This is a genomic window from Flavobacterium sp. Flavsp81, assembly GCF_059491325.1.
Window position 1 is genome coordinate 4,071,281 of record NZ_CP168505.1, and the last position, 16,196, is coordinate 4,087,476.

The 16,196-nt window shown below is 32.8% G+C and carries 15 protein-coding genes; 9 read left to right on the forward strand and 6 right to left on the reverse strand.

The annotated features are described in order from the left end of the window. Positions 1-8: 8 nt before the first annotated feature. The 4 genes from ACEN92_RS17155 to ACEN92_RS17170 all read left to right on the forward strand — a co-directional run bounded on the left by ACEN92_RS17155 (position 9) and on the right by ACEN92_RS17170 (position 4,298). Positions 9-1,412 carry a pyridoxal phosphate-dependent decarboxylase family protein gene (locus ACEN92_RS17155; RefSeq protein WP_495639553.1) on the forward strand — a complete coding sequence of 468 codons (1,404 nt, stop codon included), beginning with the start codon at positions 9-11 and terminating at the stop codon, positions 1,410-1,412. Between the two features lie 31 nt (positions 1,413-1,443). Next, the gene (locus ACEN92_RS17160; RefSeq protein ID WP_495639554.1) at positions 1,444-2,298 is read left to right on the forward strand and encodes an alpha/beta hydrolase; all 855 of its coding nucleotides are present in this window, start codon (positions 1,444-1,446) and stop codon (positions 2,296-2,298) included. A 27-nt stretch (positions 2,299-2,325) separates the two neighbouring features. Next, positions 2,326-3,450, forward strand: a complete 1,125-nt coding sequence (locus tag ACEN92_RS17165) for a helix-turn-helix domain-containing protein (RefSeq protein ID WP_495639555.1) — start codon at positions 2,326-2,328, stop codon at positions 3,448-3,450. An 83-nt stretch (positions 3,451-3,533) separates the two neighbouring features. Further along, entirely contained in the window at positions 3,534-4,298 is a 765-nt protein-coding gene (locus tag ACEN92_RS17170; protein WP_495639556.1) for a hypothetical protein, read from the forward strand. A 60-nt stretch (positions 4,299-4,358) separates the two neighbouring features. Here the strand turns inward: ACEN92_RS17170 and gldA are convergent, their stop codons facing one another. Beyond that, positions 4,359-5,255 carry a gliding motility-associated ABC transporter ATP-binding subunit GldA gene (gene gldA, locus ACEN92_RS17175; protein ID WP_495639557.1) on the reverse strand — a complete coding sequence of 299 codons (897 nt, stop codon included), beginning with the start codon at positions 5,253-5,255 and terminating at the stop codon, positions 4,359-4,361. Positions 5,256-5,399: 144 nt separating this feature from the next. Here gldA and ACEN92_RS17180 point away from each other — a divergent pair, with 144 nt between their 5' ends. Further along, positions 5,400-5,990: an outer membrane beta-barrel protein gene (locus ACEN92_RS17180; protein ID WP_495639558.1), complete on the forward strand. Its 591-nt coding sequence runs from the start codon at positions 5,400-5,402 to the stop codon at positions 5,988-5,990. Between the two features lie 199 nt (positions 5,991-6,189). Here the strand turns inward: ACEN92_RS17180 and metE are convergent, their stop codons facing one another. Then, positions 6,190-8,514: a 5-methyltetrahydropteroyltriglutamate--homocysteine S-methyltransferase gene (gene metE / locus ACEN92_RS17185; RefSeq protein ID WP_495639559.1), complete on the reverse strand. Its 2,325-nt coding sequence runs from the start codon at positions 8,512-8,514 to the stop codon at positions 6,190-6,192. 157 nt (positions 8,515-8,671) lie between these two features. On the opposite strand from metE, the gene ACEN92_RS17190 reads away from it, so the two are divergent. Together ACEN92_RS17190 and ACEN92_RS17195 are read left to right on the forward strand one after the other, a co-directional pair. After that, the gene (locus tag ACEN92_RS17190; RefSeq protein WP_127337816.1) at positions 8,672-9,133 is read left to right on the forward strand and encodes an Lrp/AsnC family transcriptional regulator; all 462 of its coding nucleotides are present in this window, start codon (positions 8,672-8,674) and stop codon (positions 9,131-9,133) included. Positions 9,134-9,218: 85 nt separating this feature from the next. Continuing rightward, positions 9,219-10,565, forward strand: a complete 1,347-nt coding sequence (locus tag ACEN92_RS17195) for a deoxyguanosinetriphosphate triphosphohydrolase (RefSeq protein WP_495639560.1) — start codon at positions 9,219-9,221, stop codon at positions 10,563-10,565. Between the two features lie 4 nt (positions 10,566-10,569). Here ACEN92_RS17195 and ACEN92_RS17200 read toward each other — a convergent pair whose 3' ends face one another. The 3 genes from ACEN92_RS17200 to ACEN92_RS17210 are packed head-to-tail and all read right to left on the reverse strand — an operon-like array spanning position 10,570 to position 14,343. Next, on the reverse strand, positions 10,570-11,571 hold the full coding sequence (locus ACEN92_RS17200) for a DUF3078 domain-containing protein (RefSeq protein WP_495639561.1): 1,002 nt from the start codon (positions 11,569-11,571) through the stop codon (positions 10,570-10,572). Between the two features lie 38 nt (positions 11,572-11,609). Further along, positions 11,610-13,397, reverse strand: a complete 1,788-nt coding sequence (locus tag ACEN92_RS17205; RefSeq protein WP_495639562.1) for a 1-deoxy-D-xylulose-5-phosphate synthase — start codon at positions 13,395-13,397, stop codon at positions 11,610-11,612. Between the two features lie 58 nt (positions 13,398-13,455). Beyond that, entirely contained in the window at positions 13,456-14,343 is an 888-nt protein-coding gene (locus ACEN92_RS17210; protein WP_495639563.1) for a hypothetical protein, read from the reverse strand. 117 nt (positions 14,344-14,460) lie between these two features. Between ACEN92_RS17210 and ACEN92_RS17215 the strand changes: the two genes are divergently transcribed. Both ACEN92_RS17215 and ACEN92_RS17220 read left to right on the forward strand, forming a co-directional pair. Beyond that, complete coding sequence (locus ACEN92_RS17215; RefSeq protein ID WP_495639564.1) at positions 14,461-14,700, forward strand: hypothetical protein; 240 nt, start codon at positions 14,461-14,463, stop codon at positions 14,698-14,700. A gap of 336 nt (positions 14,701-15,036) precedes the next feature. Continuing rightward, positions 15,037-15,480 (forward strand): nucleoside deaminase, encoded by a 444-nt coding sequence (locus tag ACEN92_RS17220; protein WP_495639565.1) that lies wholly within the window; start codon positions 15,037-15,039, stop codon positions 15,478-15,480. A 2-nt stretch (positions 15,481-15,482) separates the two neighbouring features. Here the strand turns inward: ACEN92_RS17220 and ACEN92_RS17225 are convergent, their stop codons facing one another. Further along, positions 15,483-16,013, reverse strand: coding sequence for a hypothetical protein (locus tag ACEN92_RS17225; RefSeq protein WP_495639566.1), 531 nt, complete (start codon positions 16,011-16,013; stop codon positions 15,483-15,485). Between the last annotated feature and the right edge of the window lie 183 nt (positions 16,014-16,196).

Here is a 16,196-nt window from a genome sequence, read left to right on the forward strand (position 1 = left end):
AAAATAATATGAATTCAATATTACAGCACGATCTAAACGATTTCGAAAATATTTTAGAAAAAGCAAAACAACAGGGAATCGATTTTTTGAATAATCTGGAAAATGTTCCTACTTCTAATAAAAACTCAATTGATTATAACAGAGAATTAAACGATTTAGGTTTAGGTTCTTTGGCTGCGCTGGAAGAATTTAATGCGAGATTAGCACCGCTAATGGTTGCTTCTTCCGGACCAAGATATTGGGGTTTTGTAACGGGCGGTTCAACACCGGCTTCGATTGTTGGCGATTGGCTGACTTCAGTTTACGATCAAAACACACAAGCTGTAAGAGGGCAGGGAGGTACTTCGGCATTAATCGAATTTGAAACAATTAATCTGCTTTTGCAATTACTAGATCTTCCAAAATCATTTTTAGGAGGTTTTGTAACAGGAGCAACAATGTCGAATTTCACTTGTTTAGGAGTTGCCAGACAATGGTTTGGAAAACAGTTTGGGAAAGATTTTGCAAAAAACGGAATTTCAGAAACTATAAATATCTTTTCTGCTACTCCACATTCTTCTTCAATAAAAACATTATCGATGTTAGGAATTGGAAGCCAAAATTATACTGCAATTAAAACAATTGAGGGAAATCGTGAAGCAATTGATATAGCCGATTTAGAGAAAAATATCAAGAGTTTAAACGGGAGCCCTTTTATTTTAATTTCAAGTGCCGGAACAGTTAATACAGCCGATTTTGATGATTTTGAGGCTATTTCAAAACTTAAAGACAAATACAATTTCTGGTGGCATATTGATGCTGCTTTTGGAGGTTTTGCAGCAGTTTCAGAGAAATACAAGCATTTTGTAAAAGATTGGGAAGGAGCGGACAGTATTACAATTGATTGTCATAAATGGTTAAACGTTCCATACGAAAGTGCTTTTTATTTAGTAAAAGAACAGCATACAGCTTTACAAATTGAAACTTTTCAGAACTCAAATGCACCTTATTTAGGAAATCCATTAGAGAATTTTAATTACCTGAATGTATTGCCTGAAAATTCAAGACGTTTAAGAGCCTTGCCCGTTTGGTTTTCATTACTGGCATATGGTAAGCAAGGCTTTCAGGATATTGTAGAAAACAGTATTGCTATGGCATTACAGTTTAGTAACTTTATTAATGAAAACGAGAATTTCGAATTATTGGCTCCAACACGATTAAATAATGTTTGTTTCACTTTAAAAGGAGAACTTAATCAGGAGAGAATAAGTCAGTTTTTGATTCAATTAAATGATACGGGAAAAGTATTTATGACACCAACTTTTTACCAAAATCGTAAAGGAATCAGGGCGTCATTTGTAAATTGGCGTACAAACGAAGCAGATATTAAAGTTGTAATAGACGAAATGAAAGAAGTATTAAAGGCTTTATAGTATATTTATAAATCAGTTTAAATGAATTGAAATGAAACCGGAAATTAAATTTTGCTTTTCCTTGTTTGTCTTAATTTTTTGTAATCAGGGATTTTCACAACAAAACGGGACTGAAATTCACCTGTGGGAAAATGGCGCTCCTGGTTTTGAAAACCGTAAAAACGAACCTGAACAAGCACAGGATTGGTGGGTAAGGAATATTCATAATCCTTCGGTAACCGCTTATTTTCCGGAGAAACCAAACGGAATGGCGATACTTATTTGCCCCGGAGGCGGGCATGAAAATCTGGTTTTTAATTCAGAAGGAAAAGATGCGGCTGAATTTTTAAATAGTATTGGAATAACTGCTTTTGTTTTAAAATATCGTTTAGCAAGAACAAAAGATTCCCCATACAAATTAGAAACTCACGTGAAGCAGGATGCAGAAAGAGCAATGAGATTAATAAGAAGCAGGGCTGCTGAATTTAAAATTGATGCCAACCGAATTGGCGCTATGGGATTTTCAGCAGGAGGAGAAGTAGTGGCCTTGATTGCTTATAATTCCAATAATGTTTTGAAAAATGCTTCCGATGCAATTGATAAATTGGACACACAACCTAATTTTCAAATATTGATTTATCCCGGACCATTGTTTATTCCGAAAGAGATTAAGGCTGATGCACCACCTGCTTTTTTACTGGCGGCAAATGATGATTCCTGCTGTTCTGCTCCCATAATTGAACTCATAAACGGGTATCGAAAAGCAAATGTTCCGGTCGAAATGCATTTGTACTCTAAGGGAGGACATGCATTTAATATGGGAAAAAGAGCAAAAACAAACTCTTTAAAAACCTGGCCGCAAAGATTGGCAGATTGGTTTGAAGACAATAATTATTTTGTGAGATGAAATTTTAATAAAAAGTAATTTTTGATAATGAATTCTCCAATCACAATGAGCATTACTTCAGGAGCAGCATTTTTGCTGGGATTTTTATTGCTAGTCCATCTTCGAAAAGTAAATGTTACAGCAAACAGCTATCTGGGATTATTTATTATTACATTGGGTTTGGCAATGATAGAAATACCGTTGTTTTATAAAAATTTTCATTTAGAACATTCCAGTTTGTTTGAAATGATTGGATTGTCGAGGTTTTTGACTACTCCCTTACTTTATATCAGCATTCTCTATTTTACATCTGTGCATAAAAAATTTGACAAGAAAATTTTATGGCACTTTTTGCCTTTCACGGTTTTTTTAATTTTCAGGATTCCCTTTTTTATTACCGGAAAAAACATCGAATTTAGTTATGAAACGGGCCGAATAGTGTTTTTTGTCTTGCGAATTGCTTTGCCTCTTCAGGCGTTGTTATATTGGATATTATCGTTTATAAAATTGCAAAAACACTTGAGCAATCTGCGTCAGATTTCCTCTTCAACTGAAAAAAATGATCTGATCTGGCTAAAATATTTTTTGCTGATTTTGGTATTGATAATGCTGGTTTGGTTTAATCTCGTATTTTTCAATTTAGAATATTTAATTCAATTTACACCTTTCCTATATCTGCTTAGTGTCTTTTTTCTGGCCTATTTTTCCTTGCAGCAACGAGAAATTTTTGATTTCGACAAAAGTGAATTAAATGAATTGTCATCCATTCAGATATATAAAAAAGACAGCCCAAAAAGAGTATCGGGAAACCGATTAAAAGAGCTGGATGAAAAACTAAGAGTACTTACAGAATCAGAAAAAGTATATTTAGAGAATGATTTAAGCTTACCAAAATTAGCCAAAAGATTAGAAGCCAGCTGCAATGAAATATCTTTTGTGATTAATGAATTGTATCAGGATAATTTCTATAATTTTATAAATAAGTATCGTATTGAAGAAGCAAAAAGATTACTGTTGTCTGACAAATACAATCAATTAAACGTTTTGGGAATTGCTTATGAATCCGGTTTTAATTCGAAAACTACCTTTAATACTACTTTTAAAAAGCATACCGGAATGTCTCCCACAAAATTTGTAAAAGCAAATGCTATTCCGGTAAAAAAAGAAGCTTAATTACGTTCGAAAGGGTACATCCGAACATTTAGTGTTTGAGTAATATTCAAATTTGTGGAATATTAATTCAAATAACTATAAACATGTTAGAACAAACCTCTTTAGAAATTCCAAATTCAATTGGAAAAAAAATTTTCACATTCTTAATTCTTGCTCTTGAGTTTTCCGCTTTGTTATTATTGTTGGGCAATGGCGGTAATATCCCCTGGTTTCCTCCTGTTTTGGTTTTTTCCTTAATTGGAATTTCTTTGGCAGCTGTTTTATTTTTTCCGCTGATTTGGCATTTTTTAGAAAAAAAGCAAAAAATCAATTCAACAAAAACATATGGTTTTTTGTATAGCAGTATTCGGTATTGCATTGCCTTTAATATTGCTGCTTTTGGCTGGAAGAAGTTCTACGGACTTCAGTTTATAGTACCAACAGAAATTTCGAATATGCCGATGAACCGGCAAACAGGTGAGTGGCTGACCTGGTTTTATTTTGGATATTCACACACTTTCGGAATCATAATAGCCGTGATACAAATCGTGGGAGGCTATTTATTATTATTTAGAAAAACATTATTAATTGGTGCAATAATTCTGTTCTCGCTGCTTTTTAATCTGACTCTTATCAATATTTTTTATCAAATGAATGTCGGTGCTTTATTACAATCGATATTGCTGACGATTGGGGTTTTATTTTTTATTTTACTGAATTATAAAAAGATGGTGGTGTTTTTTCTAAAGACAAAATTTAATTTGCCTTCCGTAAACGTTAGAAGCGAAATTCTAAAAAACATACTTCGGGTTTCGGCAATTGTATTGTCATTATTGTTTACAATTTACCTGAAGTCATTGGTAAAATAAAAAAGAAAGCTCGTTTTAAAATATTTTAAAACGAGCTTTTGTTATTTGAAATATGAAAACCTATTTAGTGATTTCCCTAAATACAGCTTCCAGATTTTTATTTTTCTGATTCAATTGCAAAGTCTTCAATCCGTTATCGTGTGCAAAATCAAAAACAGTTGGACGCATGTCTTTTTCAGCTAAAAATGTTAATTCCCATAAACAATCATGTATGTTTATGTATGATTTTAAATGTGGAATTGTAGCAATTACCTGTTCTTCAATTTTATAATCAAATTCCACTTCGATTACTTGTTCTTTATCTGCAGAAATTAAATTGTCCAGTTTTTTATCAGCTACAATTTTTCCTTTGTCAATAATAATTACCCTGTCGCAAATAGCTTCTACTTCCTGCATGATGTGAGTCGATAAAAAAACAGTTTTGTCTTTTCCGACATTTTTAATCACATTTCGTATTTCCATTAATTGGTTAGGATCCAGTCCGGTAGTTGGTTCATCCAGAATCAAAACATCGGGATTGTGCAATAAAGCATTGGCCAATCCTACACGCTGACGATATCCTTTAGATAATTGACTGATTTTTTTATGGCTTTCAGATGACAGTCCTGTCAGTTGAATTACCTCTTCAATTCTTGATTTTGCAACATGGTAAACATCTGCATTAAAAGCCAAATACTCACGAACATACAAATCCAGATACAACGGATTATGTTCTGGTAAATAACCAATAGAAAGTTGTACTGCTTTTGCGTTTGTCATGACATCATGACCATTTACAAGGGCTGAGCCACTATCGGCAAGTAAATACGTGGTCAAAATTTTCATTAAAGTAGATTTTCCGGCACCGTTTGGCCCTAAGAATCCTACGATTTCTCCTTTCTGAATTGAGAACGAAATAGAGTCTAAAGCTTTTTGCTCTCCGTAACTTTTTGATATGTTGTTTACTTCTATCGACATGAGTATTTATTTGTTACAAAAGTAAACAGAAATACTCTTGATTACTACATTTTTGTCTTTTAAAGAAATCATAAAAAAATCATAAGAGGCAGTTGCCATGGCACCGTTATTGTTAAAGGGGATATTAAATTTAAATTATTTATAATGAAAAAAATGTTATTTATCGCTGCGTTAGCGATGTTTAGTTTTGCAAATGCTCAAAAAAAAGGTTCAATTTTAGTTATGGGAAGTTTTAATTACAATTCTGTAAATACTTCAAATTCCGGTTCTGAAACCAAAAACAATAATTTTGGTTTTTCACCAAAAGTAGGTTACCAATTTCACCAAAACTGGACAGCTGGTATTGAAGCCGGAGTTTCAAACTCAAAACAAGAAAATGTTAATAATGAGTACAAAAGTAATAACTTCTCTTTAGGTGGTTTTTTGAGATACTCTAAGCCATTAAATCAAACTTTTTTTGCTTACGCTGATTTAGGAGTTGGTTTCCAAAATCAAAAAGATACTTTCACAAATAATTTGGGTAGAGCTATTAATGAAGGTGACGGATTCTATGCCCGTGTAACTCCGGCAATTTTTATCAATGTTAATAAAGGTTTTGGTTTAAACTTTAACATTGGAGGTTTAGGGTATAATACTTTAAATTATGATGGGAATAATGGTAACGGAGACAATGTAAAAAGATTTGATATTTCTTTCGGACAAGCATTTTCTGTAGGAATTTCAAAGAATTTCTAATCTGAAATATATTTCAATTTCGGAAAAGCACTCATATTTGGGTGCTTTTTTGTATTTTGAGAAATAAAACTTTAGCTGAAATAGGGGTGTTTTAAAAAAAAATAATGCCAACTTAAGTGAAGTCGAAATAAATCATAACTACAAGATTTTCGACTCCACTTGTTGACACTAAAAAAACAAAAATTATCTAATTAAAACTTTAAAAACTCACAGTATTTTCAACGGCAGCTCTCATTTCCTGAGCAGCAGCTACCATCTCGATTAAAGCTTTTTTGGTTTCGTCCCAGTGACGTGTTTTTAATCCGCAATCAGGATTTACCCATAATTGATCAACTGGAATAACCGCCGAGGCTTTTTCTAATAATTTTACCATTTCTTCGCTTGATGGCACACGGGGAGAATGAATATCATAAACTCCAGGTCCAATTTCGTTTGGATATTTAAAATCTGCAAAAGCATCTAAAAGTTCCATTTGCGAACGGGAACATTCAATTGTAATAACATCAGCATCCATATCGGCAATATTTTGGATGATGTCGTTGAATTCGCTGTAACACATATGCGTGTGAATTTGCGTATCATCATTTACACCACTTGCAGAAATACGGAATGCTTTTACAGCCCAATCCAGATAAGCAGCCCATTCTTCTTTTCTCAAAGGAAGCCCTTCACGAATTGCAGGTTCATCAATCTGAATGATTTTGATTCCGGCTTTTTCCAGATCTGTCACTTCATCACGAATCGCCAAAGCAATCTGCGTACAAGTTTCAGAACGTGGCTGATCGTTACGAACAAACGACCATTGCAAAATAGTTACAGGACCTGTAAGCATTCCTTTTACCCATTTTGAAGTCAATGATTGAGCATATTTGGACCATTTTACCGTCATTGGGTTTGGTCTTGAAACATCACCATAAATAACCGGAGGTTTCACACAACGGCTGCCATAGCTTTGAACCCAGCCATTTTTTGTAAACGTAAATCCGGACAATTGTTCTCCAAAATATTCCACCATGTCGTTACGTTCGAATTCTCCGTGAACCAAAACATCGATTCCGGTTTCTTCCTGAAAACGAATCGTAGCTTCGGTTTCTTTTTCGATTAAATTATTGTATTGCTCAGTTGTTAGTTCTCCTTTTTTAAATTTTGCTCTCCAGCTTCTTACCTCAGCAGTCTGTGGAAATGAACCAATTGTTGTGGTTGGGAATAAAGGAAGGTTTAAAGCGTCAATCTGACTTTTTCTTCTTGCTGCAAAAGTGCTTTTACGTTTATCATCAGAAGCTGTAATGTTGGCGACACGTGTTTTAACTTCATTATTATGAATTAATTTTGAAGTTTTACGGTTTTCATTGGCAATAATATTTTGTTCAAATGCAATTGAATTATTTACATTAACTTCATTAGATGCAAACTGTTTCAACAAAACAATTTCGTTGATTTTTTGTTTAGCAAAAGCCAGCCATTGTTTGATTTCAGGAGTCAATGTTGCATCATTAGTTTCTAAATCCAAATCACAAGGACTGTGGATTAAAGAACAGGAAGGTCCAATCAGAATTCTGTTTTTTCCCAAAGCAGCCGTTGCTTTTTGGATAAGGTTTAAGGAATTTTTAAAGTCATTTTTCCAGATATTTCTTCCGTCAACCACTCCCAAAGAAAGATTTACATTTGATGCTAATTTTCCTGAATTTAAAATATCATCTAATTGGGAAGGACAGCGTACTAAATCTAAGTGAAAAGTATCAACGGGTAAAGCCAATACAGTTTCTAAATTTTCTCCAAAACAATCAAAATAATTAGCCAGAACGATTTTAATATTCGGGAAATTTTTATTGATTTCGTTGTATACTTTCGTGAAAGTATTTCTTTCTTTATCAGTTAAATTTAGAGCTAAAAATGGCTCATCTAACTGGATATATTCAACATTTTCTGATTGCAGTTTTTCGAAAATTTCAAAATAAACAGGAAGTAATGCATCGATAAGATCAATTCGGTGAAAACCTTCTTCTTTTTCTTTTCCTAAAAGTAAATAAGATATAGGTCCAATTAAAACCGGTTTTGTTGCAATTCCCAAATCATTTGCCTCTTTAAATTCAGCAACTATTTTTTCTGAAAACAAAGCGAATTTTTGATTTTTTGTAAATTCAGGAACAATATAATGATAGTTGGTATCGAACCATTTTGTCATTTCCATTGCTACAACATCCTGTCCGTTTTTTTGTGCTCCTCTTGCCATTGCAAAATACAAATCAATAGAAGAATTTGATTTTGCAAAATCATTATAACGTTCCGGAATTGCACCTACAGTCAGTGTCAAATCAAGTACCTGATCATAAAAAGAAAAATCATTTGACGGAATCAAATCAACTCCGGCTTCGAATTGTAATTTCCAGTTTTTAAGACGGATTTCTTTTCCGGCATCAATAAGTTCATCAACCGAAATTTTTCCTGCCCAATACAATTCGCTGGCTTTTTTTAACTCTCTGTTGCTGCCAATTCTTGGATAACCTAAATTATTTGTTTTCATTTTTGTTTCAGTATTTTTTACTGTACAAATTTATTATATTAGATTATAAAACTTATATTTGTGAGTTATTTAAGTAAATTGTATTTTAAAAATGAGCTTATGAAGATTATATTACTATTAAATCCTTTGAAAATAACTTTTAGCCGTAAAAATTACTATGGAAAATTTGGACAAAACCGATTTACAAATCCTTAAACATCTTCAGGAAAACTCCAATATCAATACAAAAGACCTTGCAGCCAAACTATTCCTGACGGTAACGCCTGTTTATGAACGTATAAAAAGATTAGAACGTGACGGTTATATCACAAAATATGTAGCTTTGCTGGATAAGAAAAAAATGAATAGGGGAATGACGGTTTTTTGTAATGTCCGATTAAAAGAACATGCAAAAAATGTGGGAAGTAATTTTGTGAAAGATATTGTAGCACTTCCGGAAATTATAGAATGTTATAATATTGCCGGCGATTATGATTTTATGCTGAAGATTTTGGTTCAGGATATGTCCAGTTATCAGGATTTTGTCATGAATAAATTATCAACGATTGAAAATATTGGTAATACGAACAGTATTTTTGTAATGGGAGAAATCAAACACAGCACAGCATTAGAATTTTAATCATTATAAAGTCCTAAAATAAAAATGTATTTTTGGCATTTTAGATCCTAAATCTAAAATCAACAATCTGAAATCTAAAATTAAAATGAACTGGGAACAACTTTTATCTCTTAAGAAACAAGGCGACACAAGCAAAAGGTTACGTATAGAACAAGATGACACGAGATTAGGTTTTGAGGTAGATTATGACCGAATTATTTTTTCGGCAGCATTTCGATCATTGCAGGATAAAACCCAGGTGATTCCGCTTTCAAAAACAGATTTTGTACATACCAGATTAACACATAGTTTAGAAGTTTCGGTTGTGGGGCGTTCTTTAGGGCGTTTGGTTGGAAAAAAGATCATCGAAAAATATCCTTATTTAAAAGAAATTCACGGTTATCATATGAATGATTTTGGTGCAATTGTAGCAGCAGCATCATTAGCACATGATATCGGAAATCCGCCTTTTGGGCATTCCGGAGAAAAAGCGATTGGAGAATATTTTTCGATAGGAAATGGATTAAAATATAAAGATAAACTGACTGCCAAGCAATGGCAGGATTTAATTGATTTTGAAGGAAATGCCAACGGATTTTCGGTATTGACGGCAAGCCGTCCGGGAATAGAGGGTGGACTCCGAATTTCATATGCCACTTTAGGTGCTTTTATGAAATATCCAAAAGAAAGTTTGCCTAAAAAACCAACTTCAAATATTGCCGATAAAAAATATGGTTTCTTTCAGACCGATAAATCATTCTTTGAGGAAGTCGCTAATGACATGGGAATGATTGCTAATAAATCTGATGGAGATATTGGTTTCGAAAGACATCCATTAGCCTATTTGGTTGAAGCTGCAGATGATATTTGCTACACCATTATCGATTTTGAAGACGGAATAAATTTAGGCTTGGTTTCTGAAGATTTCGCCTTAGAATATTTAATAAAATTGGTGAAAGACAATATTGGTGTTTCAAAATATAAATTGCTTGAAACTAAAGAAGATCGTATTAGTTATTTGCGTGCTTTAGCTATTGGAGCATTGATAAATGATGCTGTGGATGTTTTTATTGAAAATGAAGAAGCAATTCTGGCGGGGAATTTTCCTTATGCTTTAACTGATAAAAGCAAATACAAAGCTCAGATGGATGATATTATCAAGTTGAGTGTCGAAAAAATCTATCAGAGCCGCGAAGTTATTGAAAAAGAAATTGTAGGTTATCAGATTATTCAAACCTTATTGGATAAATTCATCACTGCTTTTAATAACAAATATGAAGGGAAAGCATCCAATTATGATAAATTACTTCTGAAAATGCTGCCTGAAAAACATCATTTGGAAAAAGCTAATTTATATGAACGTTTACTTCATATTTGTCATTATGTATCTCTTTTAACAGATGGGAATGCCCTTGAATTATTCGAAACTATTAATGGAAGAAAAAACAATTAATTTATTAAAAAGCATATACAAGACCCACGCCTAAAACTTGTCTTAGCTGGGTTTTTGGACCGTCATCTACTTGCGATTTTGAGCCTGTAACCGGATCAACCACATCTTTCTTTGTTTTGATATCGTCGTCATAAACGATATGAACACCAATATTTGCCTTTACATAAGCGTTAACTACCAGGTCCAAACGAGTATCATAATCAACATCAACGTTTCCAAAATGGTTTAAATAATCTGTATATAAGGTCAATCTGTTTTCGTAAAAAACGTTTTTATAAATCTCAGATTTCATGTATCCGGTAAATAAGATACCAAATTCAGCTTTTACTTTTTGACCTTCTTCAATTAAAATCTCGTTTTCCGGATCAAGCGGATCAGGAGCATAAACTGCTTTTTTAACACCAAAAGCTCCTTGATTTGCTAAATAGTCGTCTAATACCAAAGTAGTTTTTAACGTGATTGGAGAGAAATAAAAGGTCCTGTTTTTTTTCTTGTCTGAATACTCAGCTCCAGCTCCAAGAAAAATATAAGCCGGTGCAAAAGGTTTAGAGATGGCAATATCCCTGTTTGGATATTTATAACCGTTGGTAAATTGCGTATTGAAATTAAACTTAGCCGAATAATACCAATTCGAAAGGGAATCTTTTCTAAATCCATATGTTGAGTTAAACTGGATCGCATCATCTGTTTTTCTCAGTTCGGTACCATCTTGTTTATTCATTCCATATTTTACAATAAGTTCATTAAACCATTTATGATTGTCTTTGGTATACCCTCTTGTAAATTCACCTCTAAATAATCCCGAAACTGAGCTTGTTCCCCCGGCACTCCAATTTACGAAAGCAACTTCTGAAATGTCAAAACCAAGTTTGTTCTTTTTAGCCCAATTTGATGGTGGCGGAGGCAGTTGATTTGGATTTAAAGTAGTTTGAATTATACTCTGGGAAAAGATGTTTGAGGCAAATAAAAAAAGAAATAATAAAAAAGTTGATCGTAATAATTTCATTAGGGTAAATTTTGATTTTTTTTGGTTGTGCAAAATAATTATTTTGAATGGTTTGAAAAAAGATTTACTAAACTTTTAACGTCAATTTTACACAATTGTTGTAATTCGTTTACTGTTCCGTGCTCAATAAATATATCAGGAATGCCTAATATTTCTATTTTGTTTGTGTAATTATTTGCTGCAGCAAACTCCAAAACAGCACTCCCAAAACCACCTTTTATGGTTCCGTCTTCAATAGTAATTATACTGTTGAAATTAGAAAAAATATGATGTAAAGTATTGTAATCTAAGGGTTTTATGAATGGAAAGTCATAATGCGCAATAGTGTCGGTATCATCACATTCTTTTAACGCTTCAATCACATTATTTCCAATAGCTCCGGTTGAAATAACAGCACTCTTAATTCCTTTTTTTAAGTAATTTGCTTTTCCAATTTCAATAGTTTCATAATGTCCGAAATTTTTTACTTGCCAGTTGGATATTACACCCCGGCCTCTTGGATATCGAATTGCAATTGGACTTTTTAAACCTGATTGGGCAGTGTATAAAATGTTTTGCAATGCAATTTCATTAATTGGAGCATAAATTATCATGTTTGGAATAGCTCTCAAATATGCAATATCAAAAACACCGTGATGTGTTGCACCATCTTCGCCAACCAAACCGGCACGGTCTAAACAAAAAATAACCGGTAAATTTTGCAGTGCTACATCGTGAATTACCTGATCATAAGCACGCTGTAAAAATGTGGAGTAAATATTGCAATAGACAATCATACCCTGAGTTGCCATTCCGGCGGCAAGGGTTACGGCATGCTGTTCTGCAATTCCAACATCAAAAGCACGTTCCGGAATTTCATCCATCATAAATTTTAAGGAACTTCCTGATGGCATGGCAGGTGTGATTCCGATAATTTTTTTGTTCTTTTTGGCTAAGTCTAAAATTGTTAAACCAAAAACATCCTGATATTTAGGAGGTAAATTTTCTTCGGATTTTAAATGTATTTCTCCGGTTGAAGCATCAAATTTCCCTGGCGCATGGTATTTCACCTGGTTTTCTTCAGCTTGCTGCAGACCTTTACCTTTTGTAGTCACAATGTGAAGGAATTTAGGGCCCTTTATATTTTTTAATCGATTTAATTCTTTTATCAAGCCAATTAAATCATGACCGTCAACCGGACCCGAATAATCAAAATTCAATGATTTGATCATGTTATTCTTCTTCGGATTTTTTCCTTCCTTAACAGCTGTAAGGTATTGTTTAAGTGCCCCAACGCTCGGATCAATTCCGATAGCATTGTCATTTAGGATTACCAATAAATTAGCATCAGTTACTCCGGCATGATTTAAACCTTCAAAAGCCATTCCTGATGCGATCGAAGCATCGCCAATAACTGCAATATGCTGTTTGTCGAAATCACCTTTTAATTTAGACGCAATCGCCATTCCTAATGCGGCAGAAATTGATGTTGAAGAATGTCCAACGCCAAAAGTATCATAAATGCTTTCGCTTCTTCTGGGGAAACCTGAAATACCGCCAAGTTGTCTGTTTGTGTCGAAATTTTCCCTTCTTTCGGTCAAAATTTTATGTCCATAAGCCTGATGTCCAACATCCCAAACCAATAAGTCTTCGGGAGTATTAAAAACATAATGCAGAGCAATTGTAAGTTCTACAACCCCTAAACTGGCACCCAAATGGCCTTCTTTTACAGAAACAATATCGATGATAAAGTCGCGTAATTCCTTCGCCAATTGTGGTAATTGAGTTTCGTTGAGTAAACGTAAATCGGTTGGATTTTTTATATTTGAAAGTAAATTGCTTTTCATTTTTTTAGAAAAAGCAAATTTACGGTTTTAAATTTATACTGAGATCTTACTGGTATTTTTATTGTAATAGTATTGGTAAAGAATATTGCATTCTTATTTTTTTGCCATTAATTTCTCCCGGTTGCCATTTTGGTGATAAGCTTAAAACTCTAATAATTTCTGTTTCTACTGGTTTGTCAATAGCCGGTTCAGATTCTATATAAGACAAAGAGCCGTTTTTTTCTATTGCGAATGATATTCTAATTTTGAGTTTTGAGGTGTTTTCCGGCTTTTTATATTCATTTTCAAAAAAAGTGTAGAATTGTTCAATACCGCCGGGCAGTTCTGCATTTACATGACTTTCAGCTTTTTCTTTAACATAAGCTTCTTGTTTTGAAGATTTGTTATTGCTTTTTTTTTCTCCGCTTTTTACACTAAAGGACGTATCTTTTTTATTGTCGGCCTTTTTATTATTCGTATTCCCTATTGGTTTTACAAACTTTATCTTATCAACACTGGGTGGAGGTGGAAGTGTATCTTGTGAAGAATTATTTGAAGGTACTGTTATTCCAACTGTTATACGGTTTTTTGGAGATTCGTCTTCAATAACTTCGACTTTATTAATTTTTTGTTTTTTTCCATCTTTATTTGTGCAGCTAAATAAAGAAGCGCCCATAGCTATAAACAATGCCAGTAAAAATATTTTATGGTAGCGGGTTTGTGAGTATACTAAGCGATGTGGAATCTGGATCGTTACTTCATCTAATTGCGAATTTTTAAATCTTCCGCAAATTCTCTCATTTTGATTTTGAATGAAAAAATGCTGAATTTCATCAGGAAGCATGGAGGCAAAATCAATAACCGTTTTAGAACAACTCAAACAAAATCTCCCATTATCTTTTGGAGTCATTTTGTTCCAATTTTCATGGCAGGGTTCCAGAATAGAGACTTTGTGTTTTTTGTCCATAATTTAGAATATCAAAAATAAATGTAATAAAAAATAATAAGTAAAAATGTATTTTTGTTTTATGATAAATCCTTTTACAGATGAATATTTTATAACTTTGAAATAAATCCCGAGATTATGAATATAGAAGCACAACGCAGAAATATTGTACATAGAATATTAGATATTGAAAACGTACAATTGCTAAATCAAATAGAAGAGCTGCTTAATAGTGATATTTATACGTACTCAACGGGTGGAAAACCGTTAACGGCAAATGAATATAAAAGTCATTTGAATGAAATTATGAAGCTTTCTGATACAGGCGAAAACAGTTATTCTACTGATGAAGCCAGAAAAAAGATCATAAAAAAATGAGACCAGTTGTCTGGTCTGCAAATGCTATAGAATCTATTCAGAATAGTTATAATTATATTTACCTCCAAAGTCCGAAAAATGCTGATTTAGTTTGTAGAAACCTTATTTGATTTGGGCGATAAGCTAAATTTGTTCCCGGAAAAAAATCCAATAGAATCTTTATTCAATTTAAAAGATATCAGATTCTTTCCCAAATGGAATTTTAAAATAGTTTACAGAATTGAAGAAAATAGAATTTATATTCTTGATGTTTTTTCAACATCTCAGAATCCAAAAAGTTACAAATTATAGTTTTGAGAAGTATATTTTGTATTTGCTTATAGTGCTTAAAATTGTATGATAAATCCTTTCACCGACGAATATTTTATGAAAAAAGCTTTGCAGGAGGCTCAAATGGCTTTTGATAAAGGTGAAATTCCTGTTGGAGCCGTCATTGTAGTGGCCAATAAAGTAATCGCAAGCAGTCATAATTTAACTGAATTACTGAATGATGTTACCGCTCATGCCGAAATGCAGTCGATAACTGCAGCAGCGAACTACTTAGGTGGAAAATATCTAAAAGATTGCACTTTATATGTGACGCTTGAACCTTGCCAAATGTGTGCAGGTGCTTTGTATTGGAGTCAGATTTCGAAAATTGTTTTTGGTGCCCGGGATGAACAACGTGGTTTTATGGTTATGGGAACAAAGCTCCATCCAAAAACTACTGTAATTTCAGGTATTATGGCAAATGAAGCAGGGGATTTGATGAAGCGTTTTTTTCTGGAAAGGAGAAAATAATTTTAGAATAAGTAAGTCATATAAAGACATATGAAAATCATAAATGAATTAAAACAGATTATATTATAAAACGTGTTTTCTGAGAAACCTTTTTTTGAAAGAAGTATTTTTAAACTTATTCCTATTGAAACAAGCAGAACAAGGCAAAAATAAAATAGGATGCCGTTGATGCTTAAGCTGCTGGAAAGTAGACTGGTATAGTTTCTTGTCTTTGATTTTACCTCTGTTATCGATTTAAATAATAAGGAAGTTTCGATCTCAATATTATTGTCTTCAATGTATTCTTTTGCTGTTGAGAATGTAAATCCCTTTTGTGTAAAATAATGATAAGAAACTTTTTGTTTGGATTTTCCAGTAGTTTGAATACTGTAATGAGTTATTAAATCAGTAGTTTTTGAAGCTGGCAAAACATAATAATCAGTGAAACTAATCAAAATAATAAATGTTACTACACCAAACAGATATATAATTACATTTTTATTTTTTACAATAAATTCATTTTCAGTAGAATATCTATTTGGTTGGTCTGCCATTTTTATATTATTAAAACGTTATGAAATATAGTATTTTAATAATTCATTTTTTTTAAACTTCAAACAAAAATTTTAAATATCAATACTGAGAAAATTCTTCTTAAAGCATCACAAAAAAACTTTACATTTACTGCAATATATTTGGCATTGCAATAGTTATGATTATAACTATGAAAATGTTAA

Excerpts from the sequence above, each read along its gene's own strand:
- ACEN92_RS17180 (WP_495639558.1), top strand. The coding sequence starts at position 5,400 with ATGAAAAAAATGTTATTTATCGCTGCGTTAGCGATGTTTAGTTTTGCA.
- ACEN92_RS17205 (WP_495639562.1), bottom strand. The coding sequence starts at position 13,397 with ATGAAAAGCAATTTACTTTCAAATATAAAAAATCCAACCGATTTACGT.
- ACEN92_RS17190 (WP_127337816.1), top strand. The coding sequence starts at position 8,672 with ATGGAAAATTTGGACAAAACCGATTTACAAATCCTTAAACATCTTCAG.
- gldA (WP_495639557.1), bottom strand. The coding sequence starts at position 5,255 with ATGTCGATAGAAGTAAACAACATATCAAAAAGTTACGGAGAGCAAAAA.
- ACEN92_RS17155 (WP_495639553.1), top strand. The coding sequence starts at position 9 with ATGAATTCAATATTACAGCACGATCTAAACGATTTCGAAAATATTTTA.
- ACEN92_RS17220 (WP_495639565.1), top strand. The coding sequence starts at position 15,037 with ATGATAAATCCTTTCACCGACGAATATTTTATGAAAAAAGCTTTGCAG.
- metE (WP_495639559.1), bottom strand. The coding sequence starts at position 8,514 with ATGAAAACAAATAATTTAGGTTATCCAAGAATTGGCAGCAACAGAGAG.
- ACEN92_RS17170 (WP_495639556.1), top strand. The coding sequence starts at position 3,534 with ATGTTAGAACAAACCTCTTTAGAAATTCCAAATTCAATTGGAAAAAAA.
- ACEN92_RS17165 (WP_495639555.1), top strand. The coding sequence starts at position 2,326 with ATGAATTCTCCAATCACAATGAGCATTACTTCAGGAGCAGCATTTTTG.
- ACEN92_RS17195 (WP_495639560.1), top strand. The coding sequence starts at position 9,219 with ATGAACTGGGAACAACTTTTATCTCTTAAGAAACAAGGCGACACAAGC.
- ACEN92_RS17225 (WP_495639566.1), bottom strand. The coding sequence starts at position 16,013 with ATGGCAGACCAACCAAATAGATATTCTACTGAAAATGAATTTATTGTA.
- ACEN92_RS17215 (WP_495639564.1), top strand. The coding sequence starts at position 14,461 with ATGAATATAGAAGCACAACGCAGAAATATTGTACATAGAATATTAGAT.
- ACEN92_RS17200 (WP_495639561.1), bottom strand. The coding sequence starts at position 11,571 with ATGAAATTATTACGATCAACTTTTTTATTATTTCTTTTTTTATTTGCC.
- ACEN92_RS17210 (WP_495639563.1), bottom strand. The coding sequence starts at position 14,343 with ATGGACAAAAAACACAAAGTCTCTATTCTGGAACCCTGCCATGAAAAT.
- ACEN92_RS17160 (WP_495639554.1), top strand. The coding sequence starts at position 1,444 with ATGAAACCGGAAATTAAATTTTGCTTTTCCTTGTTTGTCTTAATTTTT.